This window comes from Amycolatopsis sp. NPDC104775, assembly GCF_055583325.1.
The window spans coordinates 1,553,450-1,569,322 of the sequence record NZ_JBVJOE010000001.1; the positions used below are offsets into that span (position 1 = coordinate 1,553,450).

The following is a 15,873-nucleotide window of genomic DNA, read 5'->3' on the forward strand; positions in this document are numbered from 1 at the left end:
GCCGTCCTTATTCACAAATCAGCTGTCGACCGAGCTGTTTCCAATGCGTGAAGCGATACATATCGCTGGCTCTGCACGAAAGCCGAGCCTCGGCCGCTGCCGCGGTGCGGGAGAGGTGCACTCAGCTGTCGATGGTCCTGATCAGCCGGCTTCGTCAGCAAAAACACCTGGTACCGCCCATGGTGCCAGACGTCAGCAGAAGCTTCGATCACCGCAGCGATCTTACGATCGAACCGGTCGTCAGATGATCGCAGCCGACTGGCCGACTCAGGTGTCCACTCGACACCATCCCGGCGGTGGACAATCGCCGGAACATCCTGCTTGATCTCGCGACCGGAGCAGAAGGCGACCCGCTGAACCGGGCGAAACGAACGGCCGGATTGGCATACGTAAGCACGCACGCCCTCGTAGAGCGGCCAAGCGTGTTTCGCGGGAACCACCACCGTGTCCTCAGCCGCCACCGGGCGCTCGGCATAGATATCCATCGCGGAGCTGCATTGCTCCAACCACCGTGCCACGTCACCGTCGATGTACGAGGCCAGCTCGAAAAGCTTCCGGATCTCGAAGGGGATGTCCACATTGATCGTCGAGTCGTGGTGTGCCAGCCGGTTTCGGAACTTGCGAACCCGTTCGGCCGCGACGACAACCTGCTTGCGGGTGCCATTTGAATGAGGGAAGGCGTGCCGCAAACACTCCCGCCAAAGCTGTTCGTACTTCGGCCCCAGCAAGCCCGTCCAGAAGCCAAACACCGGTCGAGAGCGTTGCGCAGCAACACTTCTAGATGACCGACTGCCAAAAAAGCAGCCGATTACATCCGCGCGCTCCACGCGTACAGGTCGAGCGCGAGGTCGCGATCCCCTCCCGCTTCAGCCAGGTAGGGGGCCATCCTCGGTTCGGACAGCATGTGCCAAACCACGGTTCGGTCTACGTCGACAGACGACACCGCTTGATGCTATCGTCTTGTTCGAACGCCCCAGGGTCGCCTCTGCTTGCAAGCGCCTGGGGCTCCTTATTTTCTTCCGGTCATCGGCATGAGCGACACAGCGGCGGTCAGGACTTCCCCGGAACCACAGGTAATCCCCGGTCAGATCGGCTCCACTGAGCCGACAGGATCGTGTCCGCCAACGCCGCCGCCGAACCCCGCGCCGTTCCCCGGTGGCTCAGCACGAAAGTCACCGATCCCGGATCGGGCAGCCCGCTGATCGGGACCAGCCCGGCCGGGACCACGGACGCCGCGAACAAGCCCACCCCGAGTCCGGCTTCGAGTGCGACCCGCAGGCCGTTGAGCCGTTCGCTGACGCAGCCGATCCGCCATTCGACACCGCCCTGGCGCAACGCGGTCAGCGCGCGGGCGCGGGTGACGCTCGGCTCCGGGTAGAGGACCAGCGGAACCGGTTCGCCCGGGAGGAGTTCCAGCCCGGGCGCGCCCACCCAGACCAGCGGGTCCCGGCGCACTCCCTGGCCGGAATCGCGTTTGGCCAGCACCAGGTCGAGGTCTCCGTCGGCGAGCCGGGAATGCAGCACCTCGCTCAGCTCGACCGACAGTTCGAGGTCGATCCCCGGATGCGCGCCGCGGAAGCGGCCGAGGACGTCCGCGGCGTGGCCGAGCAGGAAGTCCTCGCACACCCCGAACCGGACCCGCCCGCGCGGGCCCGGCCGGGAGAAATACCGCAGTGCGCGGTCCTGCTGGTCGAGGATGCCGCGGGCGAAACCGGTCATCGTCTCGCCGTCGCCGGTGAGGCGCACGCTGTGCGTGTCGCGCTCGAACAGCACGCAGCTGAGCGCCGTTTCGAGACGGCGGACGTGCTGGCTCACCGTCGACTGCCCGAGATCCAGCCGGCGGGCGGCTTCGGAGAACCCGCCCGCCTCGGCCACAGCGAGAAAAGTGCGCAGCAGCACCGGATCGATCACTACTCCGGAGTACCACTCTGGGTACCCAGTCGTGTACCAGGTGTGGGCACTGCCACTACCGGCGGCGCGTGATCACCACCGGCTTGAGGTCCTTCGGGACCGCGGCGAACGCCGACACCGGAACCCCGAACGCGGCGGCGAGGATCTCCCTCGGCAGCGAGTTCAGCGTCCCGACGATGCCGATGTCGTCGTTCGGCTCCCCGGTGCTGGTGTTGAACATGACGAGCACGTCCAGGCCTTCGGTGGTGCTGGAATTCGCGAAATAATGGAAAAATCCCTGCGGGGCGAAAACGAGCTCACCGGCTTTCGCACTGAAAACTTCGTTGTGATAGCTGCCGTCCGGGTGCGTGCCGAGAATGCTCCAGTCAGCCTTGCCGGAAATGATGTAGTTCAGCTCCCACGCGGACGGGTGCCAGTGCGGTTCGCGCATGCCGCCGGGGTCGAGGTGCACCAGGTACACCGAGCCCTGCTGACCGGCCAGCACCGGGAAGTTCTTCTCGTGGGCTCCGCGCAGCGTGCCGCCGTCATGGACGGCCGGTTCGGATGTGGCGAGCGGGAAAACGTACCCCGGTTTCGCCGGTTTCCCGGTGCTCGCCCGCGCCGTTCCGGTCGCGCCCAACGCGGTCGCCGCAGCGATTCCCGCACCCGCCCCGAGCGCGCCCCGCCTGCTGATTTCCGCCATTATTCCGCCTTTCCAGAACCGAGGAAGATCTGCTGCCTCTGATTCTTCCGAAAACGCGAAGAACGGAAAGAGCCCGGCGTGGATCACTGCTATCGCGCATGGCGATGAGCGAACGCGGTACACGCGCTGCGCGGCTGTGGGACGATCTCGATCTCCGAAACCCCCTGTCCGGGAGGCGATCCGTGACGTTCGCAGTCGGCATCTTCGACCTGTTCAGCTTCGCCGTTCCCGGAGCGGTGCAGTTGTCGCTGCTGGTCTACGTGCTCGACCGACTGGGCGTGTTGCACGTCGCCGCGCTGGCCACCGCCCCGGGCGTACTACTGACCGCCGGTGCCGTGATCGCCAGTTATCTGCTCGGGCATCTCTTCCACCCGCTGGCCCGGCAACTGGACCGGCTGCGACCCAGGCAGGACGCGGAGGAAGCTCGACGGGAATTCGCCGCCGAGGTTCCTCAGGCACGCGACCGCGCCTACCTCCAGGCCAACCCGGCACTGCTTCTCGCCGCGGCCGAACTGCACGACAAGGACGCGGCCGGGGAGATCGTCCGGATGCGCGCGCAGTCGGTCATGCTGCGCAACATCGCCTTCGCTTTCGTCCTGGCCACGGTCGTCGCGCTCGTCCAGACCGCGACCGGACCGCACCGGCTGATCGCCGCCGGGGCCGCGGTCCTCGCACTGCTCGGCGCGACCGGTGCGCTGGGCGGCGGCCGGAAGGTGTGGCAGATGTCGAGGATGAAGACCTTGGAAATCTGCTACTGGATCCCGGACATCGACGAGACTTTCACCGGCGAAGCCTCGGAAAAATGAGCACGGCGGGTCCCCGTTCCCGGGAACCCGCCGGTCAAGCGCTCAGGCGCGGGGCTTCGCTCTACGGCTTCCCCACGTGGGAGCACCACCAACCGGAGGCAACTCCACTCAGGCGCGGAGCTTCTCTCAGCGCTTTCCCCACGTTGGAACACCACCGACCAGAGGCAACTCCGCTCAAGCGCGGGGTTTCTCCCCCGCGGTTTCCTCCACGTCGGAGCCGAGGCGGTCCGAAGCCCACTCGGTGATCCGCCGCGCCACGTCCTGCGCGGTCAGGCCGATCCGGTCCAGCACTTCGGCCCGGGTGCCGTGGTCGTGGAATGCCTGCGGCACCGCGAGGTCGCGCAGCGGGACGTCGCATTCGGCGTCCCGCAGCACCGCCGCCAGCGCCGAGCCGAAACCGCCGTGCCGTCCGCTGTCCTCGACCGTCACCACGAGTTTGTGCTGTTCCGCGAGCGCGACCAGCTCCGCGGGCACCGGAACCACCCAGCGCGGGTCCGCGACCGTCACGCCGATGCCCTGGTCCGCCAAGCGGTCCGCGGCCTCCAGCGCCAGCTGCGCAAACGGACCCACCGCGACCAGTAACACGTCCGTCGAACCCGACGGGCGGCGCAGCAGGTCGACCGTGCCGATCCGCTCCACCGCGGGCACGTCCGGGCCGACGCTGCCCTTCGAGAACCGCAGCGCGGTCGGCCCGTCCTGCACCGCGACCGCCTCGCGCAGCTCCTCGCGCAGGGTGCCCGGGTCGCGCGGCGCGGCCACGCGCATGCCCGGCACCATGCCCAGCAGCGACAGGTCCCACATGCCGTGGTGGCTCGGGCCGTCCGGACCGGTGATGCCCGCGCGGTCCAGCACGAACGTCACCGGCTGGCGGTGCAGGGCGACGTCCATCAGCACCTGGTCGAACGCCCGGTTCAGGAACGTCGAGTACAACGCGACGACCGGATGGCAGCCGCCCATCGCGAGCCCGGCCGCGGACGTCACCGCGTGCTGTTCGGCGATGCCGACGTCGAACCAGCGGTCCGGGAAGCGCTCGGAGAACTTCTCCAGCCCGGTTGAGCGCAGCATCGCGGCGGTGATCGCCACGACGTCCTTGCGCTCCTCGCCGATCTTCGCCAGCTCGTCGCCGAACACGCCGGTCCAGCTGGGACCCTTCACCGGCGGCAGTCCGGTCTCCGGGTCGATCGGGTCGGTCTGGTGCATCTGGTCGGCCTGGTGGTTCACCGCGGGCGCGTAGCCGTGGCCCTTCTCGGTGACCACGTGCACGATCACCGAGCCGCCGAACGCCCGCGCGCTCTGGAACGCCTTCTCCAGCGCGACCAGGTCGTGGCCGTCGACCGGGCCGAGGTACTTCAAGCCGAGGTCGGAGAACATCACCTGCGGGCTCAGCGCGTCCTTGATGCCCGCCTTGGCCGCGTGCAGCGCGGCGTAGATCGGCTTGCCCACCACCGGGGTGCTGCGCAGCAGCTCGCGGCCGCCGTCCAGCAGCCGCTCGTAGCCCGGCTGCAGCCGCAGCGACGCCAGGTGGTCGGCCATCCCGCCGATGGTCGGCGAGTACGACCGGCCGTTGTCGTTGACCACGATCACGACCGGGCGGTCCTTGCGCCCGGCGATGTTGTTGAGCGCCTCCCAGCACATGCCGCCGGTGAGCGCGCCGTCGCCGACCACCGCGATCGCGTGCCTGCGCGGGCCGCCGGACAGCTCGAACGCCTTCGCCATTCCGTCCACATAGGACAGCGCGGCGGACGCGTGGCTGTTCTCGACCAGGTCGTGCTCGCTCTCGCCGCGGCACGGGTACCCGGTGGGGCCGCCCTGCTGGCGCAGCTTGTCGAATTCGCCGTGCCGCCCGGTGACGATCTTGTGGACGTACGCCTGGTGCCCGACGTCCCACACGATCGCGTCGCGCGGCGAGTCGAACACCCGGTGCAGCGCCAGCGTCAGCTCGACGACGCCCAGGTTGGGACCGAGGTGCCCGCCGCTGCGGCGGACCTTGTCCACGAGGAAGTCCCTGATCTCGGCCGCCAGCTCGCCGAGGTCCTCGACGCTCATGCGCTTCAGATCCGCCGGTCCGTGCACCGAGTCCAGCATGGTCACCGCTCCACCCCGTCCGTTTCTTCCTCCGCCGGTTCCGGCCAGTCTACGGACGGCCGCCACCCGGGTCCGGCCGCCCGCGTCCCGGATCACAGCTCCAGCCGGGACGCAACTCCACGAGCGGGGAAGATCACGAGGCCGGTCGGTCAAGTCGCGGTCACCCCGAGTGGCCGTGATAATCCCGGACGGACCCCGATCCCGAGAGGACTCCATGGCTGACTTGTACATCGGCGGCGAATGGGTGGACGCGCGCGCGGGCGGGCGGCGCGAGATCCGGTGCCCCGCGGACGGCAGCCTCGTCGCCGAGGTCGCCGAGGCGACCGCGGAAGACACCGAGGCCGCCATCGCCGCGGCGCGCCGGGCGTTCGACACCGGACCCTGGCCGGCTACCCCCGCCGCCGAACGCGGAAACCTGCTGCTGCGCACGGCCGACCTGCTCGACCGCGACGCCGAGGAATTCGCCCGCGCCGAATCGCTCGACACCGGCAAACGCCTGGTGGAAAGCCGGTACGACATGAGCGACATCGCGGCCTGCCTGCGCTATTTCGGCAAGCTCGCGGGCAACGACGCGGGCCGGGTCGTGGACACCGGCAGCGCGGACTCGTTCAGCCGGATCGTGCACGAACCGGTCGGCGTCTGCGGCCTCATCACCCCGTGGAACTACCCGCTGCTGCAGACCGTGTGGAAGATCGCCCCGGCGCTGGCCGCGGGCAACACGTTCGTGCTCAAACCGAGCGAGCTGACGCCGCACACCTCGATCCTGTTCATGCGGCTGCTCGCCGAGGCCGGGCTGCCCGGTGGCGTCGCGAACCTCGTGCTCGGCGCGGGCCCGACGGCCGGTGCTCCGCTGTCCGAGCACCCCGACGTCGACCTCGTGTCGTTCACCGGCGGACTGGCCACCGGACGGGTGATCGCGGCCAACGCGGCGGCGACGGTGAAGAAGGTCGCGCTCGAACTCGGCGGCAAGAACCCGAACGTGGTGTTCGCCGACGCGGACTTCGAGACCGCCGTCGACTACGCGCTCACCGCGGTGTTCCTGCACTCCGGACAGGTCTGCTCGGCCGGGGCGCGACTGATCGTGCAGCAGGAATGGCACGACGAGTTCGTCGACGAACTCGTGCGGCGCGCGGAGCGGATCCGCCTCGGCGGGCCGTTCGACGAGAACGCCGAGACCGGGCCGCTGATCTCCGCCGCGCACCGCGAGAAGGTGGAGCGCTACGTCGCGACCGCCCTCGAAGAGGGCGCGGTGCTGCGGACCGGCGGCAAGCGTCCGGACGATCCGGCGCTGCAGGACGGCTTCTACTACCTGCCGACGATCCTCGACAACGTCAAACAGGGCAGCACCGCGGTCGTCGAGGAATCCTTCGGCCCGGTGCTGACCGTGGAGACGTTCACCGACGAGGACGACGCGGTCCGCATCGCCAACGACACCCACTACGGCCTGGCTGGCGGCGTGTTCACCCAAGACGCCGCCCGCGCCCAGCGCGTGGCGAACCGGCTCCGGCACGGCACGGTGTGGATCAACGACTACCACCCGTACCTGCCGCAGGCCGAATGGGGCGGCTACAAGCAGTCCGGCTTCGGCCGCGAACTCGGCCCGACCGGCCTGGCCGAATACACCGAGGTCAAGCACATCCACCAGAACCTCAAGCCCGGCCCCCAGCACTGGTTCTCCGGCTGATCCCCTCCCCCACCGAAAGGACCCCTGCCCTTGAGCGACACCGGCGATCGCGAACTCGGCGAATTCGGCTACACCAACCAGCTCAAGAGAACGCTCGGCAGTTTCCACACCTTCGCTGCCGGCATCAGCTACATCTCCGTGCTGACCGGGGTGTTCCAGCTGTCCTACCTCGGCCTGTCCGAGGGCGGGCCCGCTTACTGGTGGTCCTGGCCCGCGGTGTTCGTCGGGCAGCTGATGGTGGCGCTCTGCTTCGCCGAACTGGCCGCGCAGTACCCCGTCGCCGGGTCGGTCTACAACTGGGCGAAGAAGCTCAGCAACCCGCACATCGCGTGGATGGCCGGCTGGATGATGCTGCTGGCCTCGATCGTCTCGATCTCCGCGACCGCGCTCGCCTACCAGCGGACGCTGCCGCAGATCGCGTCGTTCTTCCAGTTCATCGGCGACGGCACGGGCACCAGCGACGCGGCCAACGGCGTGCTGCTGGCCACCGTGCTGATCGTCTTCACGACGCTGGTCAACGCGTTCGGCGTGAAGCTGATGGCGCGGATCAACAGCGCGGGCGTGTTCGTGGAACTGCTGTTCGCGGTGCTGCTGGTGGTGTTCCTGGCCTTCCACTTCGTGCGCGGCCCGTCGGTGGTGACCGAGACGAACGGCACCGAAGCCGGGCATTCATCCGGGTATCTCGGCGCGTTCCTGATCGCCGGCATCGCCTCCTCTTATGTGATGTACGGCTTCGACACCGCGGCCTCGCTCGGCGAGGAATCGCTGGACCCGCACCGCAACGCGCCGAAGGCGATCCTGCGCGCACTGGTCGCCTCCTTCGTGCTGGGCGGGCTGATCATCCTGTTCGCACTCATGGCCGTGGGCAACATCCACGCGCCGGAACTCGGCACGGTCGGCCTGCAGTACGTGCTCACCGACGCGCTCGGCCCGGCCATCGGACGCGTGTTCCTGTTCGTCGTGTTCATCGCGATCACCGTGTGCGTGCTGGCCGTGCACACCGCAGCGATCCGGATCGCCTTCGCGATGGCGCGGGACAACGCCTTGCCCGGCGGCCGGAAACTGGCGCGGGTCAACAAGAAGACCGGCACCCCGGTGCTGCCCGCGATCGTGATCGGCGTGCTCGCGATCGCGCTGCTGGTGCTGAACATCAACTCCACGCAGATCTTCTCCGCGGTCACCAGCCTCGCGATCATCCTGATCTACCTGTCCTACCTCCTCGTGACCGTGCCGATGCTGATCCGCAGGCTGCGCGGGCGCTGGCCGCGCGAGGGCACGCCGGCCGGCCGGTTCTCCCTCGGCCGCTGGGGTCTCCCGGTGAACGTGCTCGCGGTGCTGTGGGGCGGCGCGATGACGGTCAACCTGGCCTGGCCCCGCAACGAGATCTACAACGCTTCCCCGCCCTTCCACTGGTACCTGCAGTGGATTTCGGTGCTGTTCGTCGGCGTCTTCGCGGCCGGCGGCTTCGCCTATTACTGGTTCGTGCAACGGCACAAGGTCGGGGTGCTGGCGGACCACGCCGCCGCCCCCGCGCCCGATGAGGAGGTTTCCCGGTGAGCGCAAGCGAGTTCGACTACGTGGTGGTCGGCGGCGGCACAGCCGGATCGGTGGTTGCCGCCCGGCTGTCGGAGGATCCGGACGTGACCGTCTGCCTCCTCGAGGCCGGGCCGTCGGACGCGGACGTGCCGGAGGTGCTGGAGCTGACCCGCTGGATGGGCCTGCTGGAATCCGGCTACGACTGGGACTACCTGGTGGAACCGCAGGAGGCGGGCAACTCCTACCTGCGCCAGGCCCGTGCCCGGGTGCTCGGCGGCTGCTCGTCGCACAACTCGTGCATCGCGTTCTGGGCCCCGGCCGAGGACCTCGACGAATGGGCCTCGCTGGGCCTGCCCGGCTGGTCGGCCGCGGACATTTTCCCGCTGTACCAACGGCTGGAGACCAACGACGGCCCCGGCGACCACCACGGCCGCTCGGGCCCGGTCACCATCCGGTCGGTCCCGCCGAAGGACCCGGCGGGCGCGGCGCTGCTGTCCGCGTGCGCCCAGGCGGGCATCCCGACGACGGAGTTCAACTCCGGCAAGACCGTCACCCACGGCGCGAACTGGTTCCAGATCAACGCCCGCGAGGACGGCACCCGGTCTTCGGCGTCGGTGTCCTATCTGCACCCGATCATGGGCAAGCGGCCGAACCTGGAGATCCGCACCGGCCTCCGGGCGAGCCGGCTGCTGTTCGACGGCCGCCGCTGCACCGGCGTCGAGGTGCTGGAGCCGGACCTGATCCACCACAGCACGATCACCGCGCGCCGCGAGGTCGTGGTCAGCTCCGGCGCGATCGACACGCCGAAACTGCTGATGCTGTCCGGCATCGGGCCCGCCGAGCATCTGCGCGAGGTCGGCGTCGAGGTGCTCGTGGACTCGCCGGGCGTCGGCTCGAACCTCGAGGACCACCCCGAGGGCCTGGTGATGTGGGACGCCCTGCAGCCGATGGTCACCGAATCCACGCAGTGGTGGGAAATCGGCATCTTCACCATGACCGAAGAGGGCCTGGACCGCCCGGACCTGATGTTCCACTACGGTTCGGTGCCGTTCGACCTGAACACCGTCCGGCACGGCTACCCGACGACCGAGAACGGCTTCTGCCTCACGCCGAACGTGACGCGCAGCCGTTCCCGCGGCACCGTGCGGCTGCGCACCCGCGACTTCCGCGACAAGCCCCGCGTGGACCCGCGCTACTTCACCGACGAGTACGACATGCGCGTGATGACCTACGGCGTGAAGCTCGCCCGCGAGATCGCCGCCCAGCCCGCGCTCGACGAATGGGCGGGCGTGGAACTCGCGCCGGGCCGCGACTGCACGACCGACGACGAGATCGCCGACTACCTGCGCAAAACGCACAACACCGTGTACCACCCCGCGTGCACGGCCCGGATGGGCGCGGACGGCGACCCGGAGGCGGTCCTGGACGCCCGCCTGCGCGTCCGCGGCGTTGACGGCCTGCGGGTGGCCGACGCTTCGGTGATGCCGTTCCTCGTCACGGTGAACCCGTGCATCACGACGATGGCGATCGGCGAGAAATGCGCGGACCTGCTCAAGGAAGACCGCGGCTGATCGTCCGGCGGGTGGTGGGGTCCCGGCTGGCCCTACCGCCCGCCGTCGGCGTTCGAGGGCACCGTGGTGCACTAGCGAGGTGGGCAGACTGGGCACATGTCTGGTCTGACCGCCGAACTCGTGGTTGATGGTCGCGCACCGCAGACCCCAGCCCTCGCCCCGAACGGCCACCGGCTCTGCTACGTCCTTACTCCGCTCAGCCGGGCCGGTGACCACCTCGACACCGAACTCTGGCTCGTCGACACCGACGGCACTGCCCCGTCGCGCCGAGCCACTGCGGACACCGCGACGGAATCCCGGCCACGCTGGTCCGCGGACTCGGGCACGCTGTTCTTCCTGTCCGATCGCGCCGACCGCGGCACGCCGCAGGTACACCGGCTCACCCTCGCCGACGGCACAGCGACGGCGGTAACCAGCTGGCGCGGCGGCATCGTGGACCATCTGCCGCTCGCTGACCCCAACCTGCTCGCGCTGCTCGCCGAGGACGAACCCACCGACGAGGACGCGAGCCGCGCCCGGGACGACGCCATCGTCGTCGGCGAGCGGGAACCACGTGCCCGGTTGCGTCTGCTCGACCTGCGCACTGGCCTGGTCGCCACCCCGGAGGTGTTCGGCGACCGACACGTCGTGGAACTGCGGCAGCGACCCGGCGGCGGACCGCTCGCCGTGCTCACCCAGGCCAGCAGCGACAACGACTACGGCCCCCGCACCGGCCAGCTGCACCTGTTCGACTCCGCGACGGGGGCCGCGGAGGACCTCGGACCGGTCGAGGCCGACGCGCGCTCTCTGGCCTGGTGGCCGGGCGAGGACGGCTGGCACCTCGGCTATCTCGCTCTCACCCCGCCGGTTCTGCAAGCTGGCACCGCGGTGTTCGACCTGGCCGTACGCAGCCGGGTGCGCCGCAACCGGACTTCCGGCCTTCGGATGTGCCCCACCGAACTGCACCAGACCGATGCCGCCCCTTTGGTGGTGTTCGCCGACGGACTGAACACGACCCTGGCCCGGCTCGATCCCGCCGGACCCACGATCTTGTCGCGGCGCCCCGGCCGTCTCGACGCCCTCACCAGCACCCCCGAGGGCACGACGATCGCGGCGCTGACCGGCACCCGCTACCAGCCCGCGAACGTCCACGTCGGTCCGCCCACCGGGCCGCTGCGGAAGATCACCGACACCCGCCCCGAACTGAACGGCCTCGCGTTCGGCACCCAGCGACCGCTGACCTACCACGGCGCCGACGGCCTCGAGCTGGACGGCCTGCTGGTGCTGCCGGTCGGCAAATCCGCTTCGGACGGTCCGTTCCCGCTCGTCACGATCGCGCACGGCGGCCCCTACGACCGGTACGCCGATCGCCTCCAGCTGTTCTGGTTCCCCAGCGCGCAGTGGCTGGCCACCGCCGGGTACGCGGTGTTCCTGCCCAATCCGCGGGGCGGAGAAGGCCATGGCCACGAGTTCGCGGCCAGCGTCGCGGGCAGGGTCGGACAGGAGGAATGGACCGACATCCAGGCCGGCATCGACCGGCTCGTCGCCGAGGGCGTCGCCGACCCGGATCGGCTCGGCATCGCCGGCGGAAGCCACGGCGGGTTCCTCTCCGCCTGGGCCGTCGGCCAGACCGGGCGATTCCGCGCCGCGCTCGTTCTCGCCGGAGTCATCGACTGGGGCATGCTCGCCGCGACCGGCGAATACGGCCAGTTCGAAGCCGCGCTCGGAGGCAGCACCGGGTGGGAGGGCATCGGCCCGCATCCGCACGACGCGGTCAGCCCGATCTCCTATGCCAGCCGCGTTCGCACTCCGGTGCTCCTGCTGCACGGCGCCGAGGACACCAACGTGCCCCCTCGGCCAGTCCGTGTACTTCCACCGGGCACTGCGCCATTTCGGCGTCGAGCACGAGTTCGTGATCTATCCGGGAGAGGGCCACTCGATCCGGGAACGCCGTCACCAGCTCGACATCCTGCGCCGGACCCGGGCCTGGTTCGACCGCTGGCTCCGGCCCTGACCCAGGACGCGGGCGAGCGCCCGGATCGGGCCGCCCGCCATATCTCCGTCGGAAGCCGGTCCGGCGGCCCAGCAGAACACCCGCCAGCGACCGTATTGCGCGCAGAATCATGTCCGCCCCTCGCGTCGTCTTCCGGCCTGGTGCCGGAGGACCGCGCATCCTCCGCGATGCACATCCGGTCAGTCGCCAGGGAGCGCGCTGAGGTTCTCGCGTGACCGAATCGTGACCAACGGCGAGGTGTCTCCCGCTCGGGCGAGGTCGCGGATCGCGTTGCGGGACAAGCAATCTGGCTTATGGCAACGGCCACCGTCCCATGCGCACCACCGTCACTGCAGCAGCGCGACGCACTCCACGTGATGCGTCATCGGGAACGCGTCGAATGCCCGCAGATCCGTCAGCGAATACCCGTGCTCGGAGAAGAACTGCACGTCCCTCGCCAGCGCGGCCGGGTCGCACGCCACGTAGACGATCCGGTCCGGCTCGCCCTCGGCGATCGCGTTGACGACCGCTCGCCCGGCACCCTTGCGCGGCGGGTCGAGCACCACCACGTCGACCGGCGTCGGGGCGTCGCCGATGAGGTGTTCCACGCGTCCGGAACGCCAGCTCACCTGCGGCAGGTCGGCGAGGTTGCGCTCGCCGTCGGACACCGCGCGCCGGCCGGATTCGATGGCCAGCACCTGGCCGTCCGGGCCGACCTGCTCGGCCAGGACCGAGGCGAACAGCCCGACCCCGGCGTAGAGGTCCCAGGCGACCCCGCCGCGCGGCGCGTCCGCCCATTCCCGCACGAGGTCCGCCAGCGTGTCCGCCGCGTGCGGGTGGACCTGCCAGAAGCCGTGCGCGTCGAGCCGCCAGTCGCGACCCGCCGCGTGCTGGATGGCCATGCCGCCGGACAGCTGCTTGCCCTGGGTGCGTCCGCGCACCGTCGCGAGTTCGCGCAGGTGGAGGTGATTGTCGGCGTCGCTGGTCACTTCCAGTTCGGTGCCCGGCCGCCAGCGCTTGCTCAACGCGGTGTCGAGCGAGCCCGGCACCGCGATCGGGCAGTCGTCGATCGGAACGACGCGGTGGCTGTGGTGCGCGCGCAACCCGGCCTGGCCGTCGCGTCCGGCGACGAGCCGCACCCGGCTGCGCCAGCCGAGCGGACCGCCTTCGAGCGGTTCCACGACCACTTCGCGGGTGATCCCGGCGAGCCGCTGCAGCTGTTCGGCCACCACCGCGGCCTTGAGTTCACGCTGGTAGGCCGGTTCGGCGTGCTGCCAGTCGCATCCGCCGCAGCCGCCAGGCGCGGCGAGCGGGCAGGGCGGCGTCACGCGATGTTCGGAACCGCTGAGCACCTCGATCGCGTCGGCCCGGCAGAACGAGCCGCCTTTGTCCTCGGTCACCTCGGCCCGGACTCGTTCGCCGGGCAGCGCGTGCCGCACGAACAGCACTCGTCCGTCCACACGCGACACACAGTGTCCGCCGTGCGCGACTGGGCCGACTTCCAGTTCGAGGATCCGGCCTAGCCAGCTGTCGCTCATTCTGATGATTCCTTTGTCGCAGGGGCTGGCTTCTTGGCGTCGGCGGGCCGGGAAGTGCCGGGCGTGAAGCCGCGCCGCACGTCGCCGGCGGACGGGCGCGCCTTGCGCATCCGCGCCGCCGCCTTCTGCGACGACTCCAGCTGCCATGGCACGCTCGCCACGATCACACCGGGCTGGAACAGCAGCCTTCCCTTGAGCCGCAACGCACTCTGGTTGTGCAGCACCTGCTCCCACCAGTGCCCCACGACGTACTCCGGAATGAAAACGGTGACCACGTCGCGCGGGTTGGCGCCGCGGACCCGCTTCACGTAATCGAGCACCGGCTTCGTGATTTCCCGGTACGGCGATTCGACGACCTTCAACGGTACCTTGAACTTGTGCGCGTCCCATTCGTGGGTCAGTGCCCGGGTGTCGGCGTCGTCCACGTTGACCGTGACCGCTTCGAGCACGTCCGGGCGCATCGCCTTGGCGTAGGCCAGCGCGCGCAGCGTCGGCCGGTGCAGTTTGGACACCAGCACGATTGCGTGGTTGCGCGAGGGCAGCACGGTCGGCGCTTCGCCCATGTCCTTGAGTTCTTCCGCGACCCGGTCGTAGTGCTTCCGGATCGCGGTCATCAGCGCGAAAATCGCCACCATCGCGGCGATCGCGATCCACGCGCCGAGCAGGAACTTGGTGATCAGCACGATCACCAGCACGGTGCCGGTCATGGTCAGGCCGATCGCGTTCACCGTCTGCGAGCGCCGCATCCGCCGCCGCGCCGCCGGGTCGGTTTCCTTGGCCAGCAACCGGTTCCAGTGCCGGATCATGCCCGCCTGGCTCACCGTGAACGACACGAACACGCCCACGATGTACAGCTGGATCAGCCGGGTGACCTCCGCGTCGAACGCGATGATCAGCACCAGCGCGAAGATCGCGAGGAACAGGATGCCGTTGGAGAACGCCAGCCGGTCGCCGCGGGTGTGCAGCTGCCGAGGCAGGTAGCGGTCCTGGGCGAGGATCGAGCCGAGCACCGGGAAGCCGTTGAACGCGGTGTTCGCGGCCAGCAGCAGGATGATGCCGGTGGAGAACGAGATGTAGTAGAAGGCGGGCGGGAAGTCGGCGAACACCGCGTGCGCGATCTGCGCGACGATCGTCTTCTGCTCGTAGCCCGCGGGCGCGCCGGCCAGCTGCCGCGCCGGGTCCTCGGCGAAGTTGACCTTCGTGACGACCGCGAGCGTGATGATGCCGACGAGCATCGTCACCGCGAGCACGCCCATCAGCAGCAGCGTGGTGGCCGCGTTCTTCGACTTCGGCTTGCGGAACGCGGGCACGCCGTTGCTGATCGCCTCGACCCCGGTCAGCGCCGCCGCGCCGGACGAGAACGACCGCAGGATCAGGAACACGAAAGCGAAACCGGCCCAGTTGCCTTCCTCGTGCAGCGTGAAACCCGCGCTCTCGGCCCGCATCTCGGTGCCGGTGAAGGTCTGGAACAGACCCCAGACCACCATGATCAGGATGCCCGCGATGAACCCGTAAGTAGGGATAGCGAACGCTTTGCCCGATTCGCGCACGCCGCGCAGGTTGAGCGCGGTCAGCACGGCGACGATCACCACCGCGGCGGTCACTTTGTGGTTGGCCACCCACGGAATCGCCGAGCCGATGTTCGCGACGCCGGACGAAGTGGACACCGCGACGGTCAGCACGTAGTCGACCAGCAGCGCGCTCGCCACCGTCAGACCGAACTTGCCGCCGAGGTTGGTCGTCGCGACCTCGTAGTCGCCGCCGCCGCTCGGGTACGCGTGCACGTTCTGCCGGTACGACGCGACGACGACGAGCATGACCAGCGCGACCGCGATGCCGATCCACGGCGCGAAGGCGTACGCGGACAGGCCCGCGACGCTCAGCGTCAGGAAGATCTCCTCCGGGGCGTAGGCCACGCTGGACAGCGCGTCGGAGGCGAAAATGGGCAGCGCGATGCGCTTGGGCAACAAAGTGTGGGAGAGACGGTCGCTGCGGAACGGACGCCCTAGGACCAGCCGCTTCAGCACTGTCGGGAACTTCGACACCTGCAGAATGTACAGCGGAGCGCGGCTCCCTCGCTGAGGGCGG

General features: G+C 69.4%; 12 protein-coding genes and 1 pseudogene. 6 read left to right on the forward strand and 7 right to left on the reverse strand.

Features of this window, described 5'->3' with window-relative positions; translation table 11 throughout:
- Positions 1-11: 11 nt before the first annotated feature.
- From ACZ63D_RS06805 to ACZ63D_RS06820, 4 genes are all read right to left on the reverse strand, one after another.
- Entirely contained in the window at positions 12-749 is a 738-nt protein-coding gene (locus ACZ63D_RS06805) for a hypothetical protein (RefSeq protein WP_465353312.1), read from the reverse strand.
- A 59-nt stretch (positions 750-808) separates the two neighbouring features.
- Complete coding sequence (locus ACZ63D_RS06810; RefSeq protein ID WP_465353313.1) at positions 809-943, reverse strand: hypothetical protein; 135 nt, start codon at positions 941-943, stop codon at positions 809-811.
- A 107-nt stretch (positions 944-1,050) separates the two neighbouring features.
- Positions 1,051-1,911, reverse strand: coding sequence for a LysR family transcriptional regulator (locus tag ACZ63D_RS06815; protein ID WP_465353314.1), 861 nt, complete (start codon positions 1,909-1,911; stop codon positions 1,051-1,053).
- Between the two features lie 55 nt (positions 1,912-1,966).
- Positions 1,967-2,593, reverse strand: coding sequence for a cupin domain-containing protein (locus ACZ63D_RS06820; RefSeq protein WP_465353315.1), 627 nt, complete (start codon positions 2,591-2,593; stop codon positions 1,967-1,969).
- 182 nt (positions 2,594-2,775) lie between these two features.
- Between ACZ63D_RS06820 and ACZ63D_RS06825 the strand changes: the two genes are divergently transcribed.
- A complete protein-coding gene (locus ACZ63D_RS06825) occupies positions 2,776-3,399 on the forward strand; it encodes a hypothetical protein (protein WP_465353316.1) in 624 nt (207 codons plus the stop codon).
- Between the two features lie 174 nt (positions 3,400-3,573).
- Here ACZ63D_RS06825 and dxs read toward each other — a convergent pair whose 3' ends face one another.
- Entirely contained in the window at positions 3,574-5,490 is a 1,917-nt protein-coding gene (gene dxs, locus ACZ63D_RS06830; RefSeq protein ID WP_465353317.1) for a 1-deoxy-D-xylulose-5-phosphate synthase, read from the reverse strand.
- Positions 5,491-5,698: 208 nt separating this feature from the next.
- On the opposite strand from dxs, the gene ACZ63D_RS06835 reads away from it, so the two are divergent.
- From ACZ63D_RS06835 to ACZ63D_RS06855, 5 genes and pseudogenes are all read left to right on the forward strand, one after another.
- Positions 5,699-7,168: an aldehyde dehydrogenase family protein gene (locus tag ACZ63D_RS06835; protein WP_465353318.1), complete on the forward strand. Its 1,470-nt coding sequence runs from the start codon at positions 5,699-5,701 to the stop codon at positions 7,166-7,168.
- A 30-nt stretch (positions 7,169-7,198) separates the two neighbouring features.
- Positions 7,199-8,725 (forward strand): APC family permease, encoded by a 1,527-nt coding sequence (locus ACZ63D_RS06840; protein WP_465353319.1) that lies wholly within the window; start codon positions 7,199-7,201, stop codon positions 8,723-8,725.
- Positions 8,722-10,275, forward strand: a complete 1,554-nt coding sequence (locus ACZ63D_RS06845; protein WP_465353320.1) for a GMC family oxidoreductase — start codon at positions 8,722-8,724, stop codon at positions 10,273-10,275. The genes ACZ63D_RS06840 and ACZ63D_RS06845 overlap by 4 nt, the downstream gene beginning before the upstream one ends.
- Before the next feature lie 924 nt (positions 10,276-11,199).
- Positions 11,200-12,039: pseudogene (locus ACZ63D_RS06850) on the forward strand (alpha/beta hydrolase family protein); the annotation flags it as partial.
- 4 nt (positions 12,040-12,043) lie between these two features.
- Complete coding sequence (locus ACZ63D_RS06855) at positions 12,044-12,268, forward strand: alpha/beta hydrolase family protein (RefSeq protein WP_465353709.1); 225 nt, start codon at positions 12,044-12,046, stop codon at positions 12,266-12,268.
- A 326-nt stretch (positions 12,269-12,594) separates the two neighbouring features.
- On the opposite strand, the gene ACZ63D_RS06860 is transcribed toward ACZ63D_RS06855, so the two are convergent.
- Complete coding sequence (locus ACZ63D_RS06860; RefSeq protein WP_465353321.1) at positions 12,595-13,785, reverse strand: class I SAM-dependent RNA methyltransferase; 1,191 nt, start codon at positions 13,783-13,785, stop codon at positions 12,595-12,597.
- Positions 13,782-15,830: an APC family permease gene (locus ACZ63D_RS06865; RefSeq protein ID WP_465353322.1), complete on the reverse strand. Its 2,049-nt coding sequence runs from the start codon at positions 15,828-15,830 to the stop codon at positions 13,782-13,784. Before ACZ63D_RS06865 ends, ACZ63D_RS06860 begins: the two co-directional genes overlap by 4 nt.
- Positions 15,831-15,873 lie beyond the last annotated feature (43 nt).

Coding starts and splice junctions, on each gene's coding strand:
- ACZ63D_RS06860 (WP_465353321.1), bottom strand. CDS start 13,785: ATGAGCGACAGCTGGCTAGGCCGGATCCTCGAACTGGAAGTCGGCCCA.
- ACZ63D_RS06855 (WP_465353709.1), top strand. CDS start 12,044: ATGCCAGCCGCGTTCGCACTCCGGTGCTCCTGCTGCACGGCGCCGAGG.
- ACZ63D_RS06835 (WP_465353318.1), top strand. CDS start 5,699: ATGGCTGACTTGTACATCGGCGGCGAATGGGTGGACGCGCGCGCGGGC.
- ACZ63D_RS06820 (WP_465353315.1), bottom strand. CDS start 2,593: ATGGCGGAAATCAGCAGGCGGGGCGCGCTCGGGGCGGGTGCGGGAATC.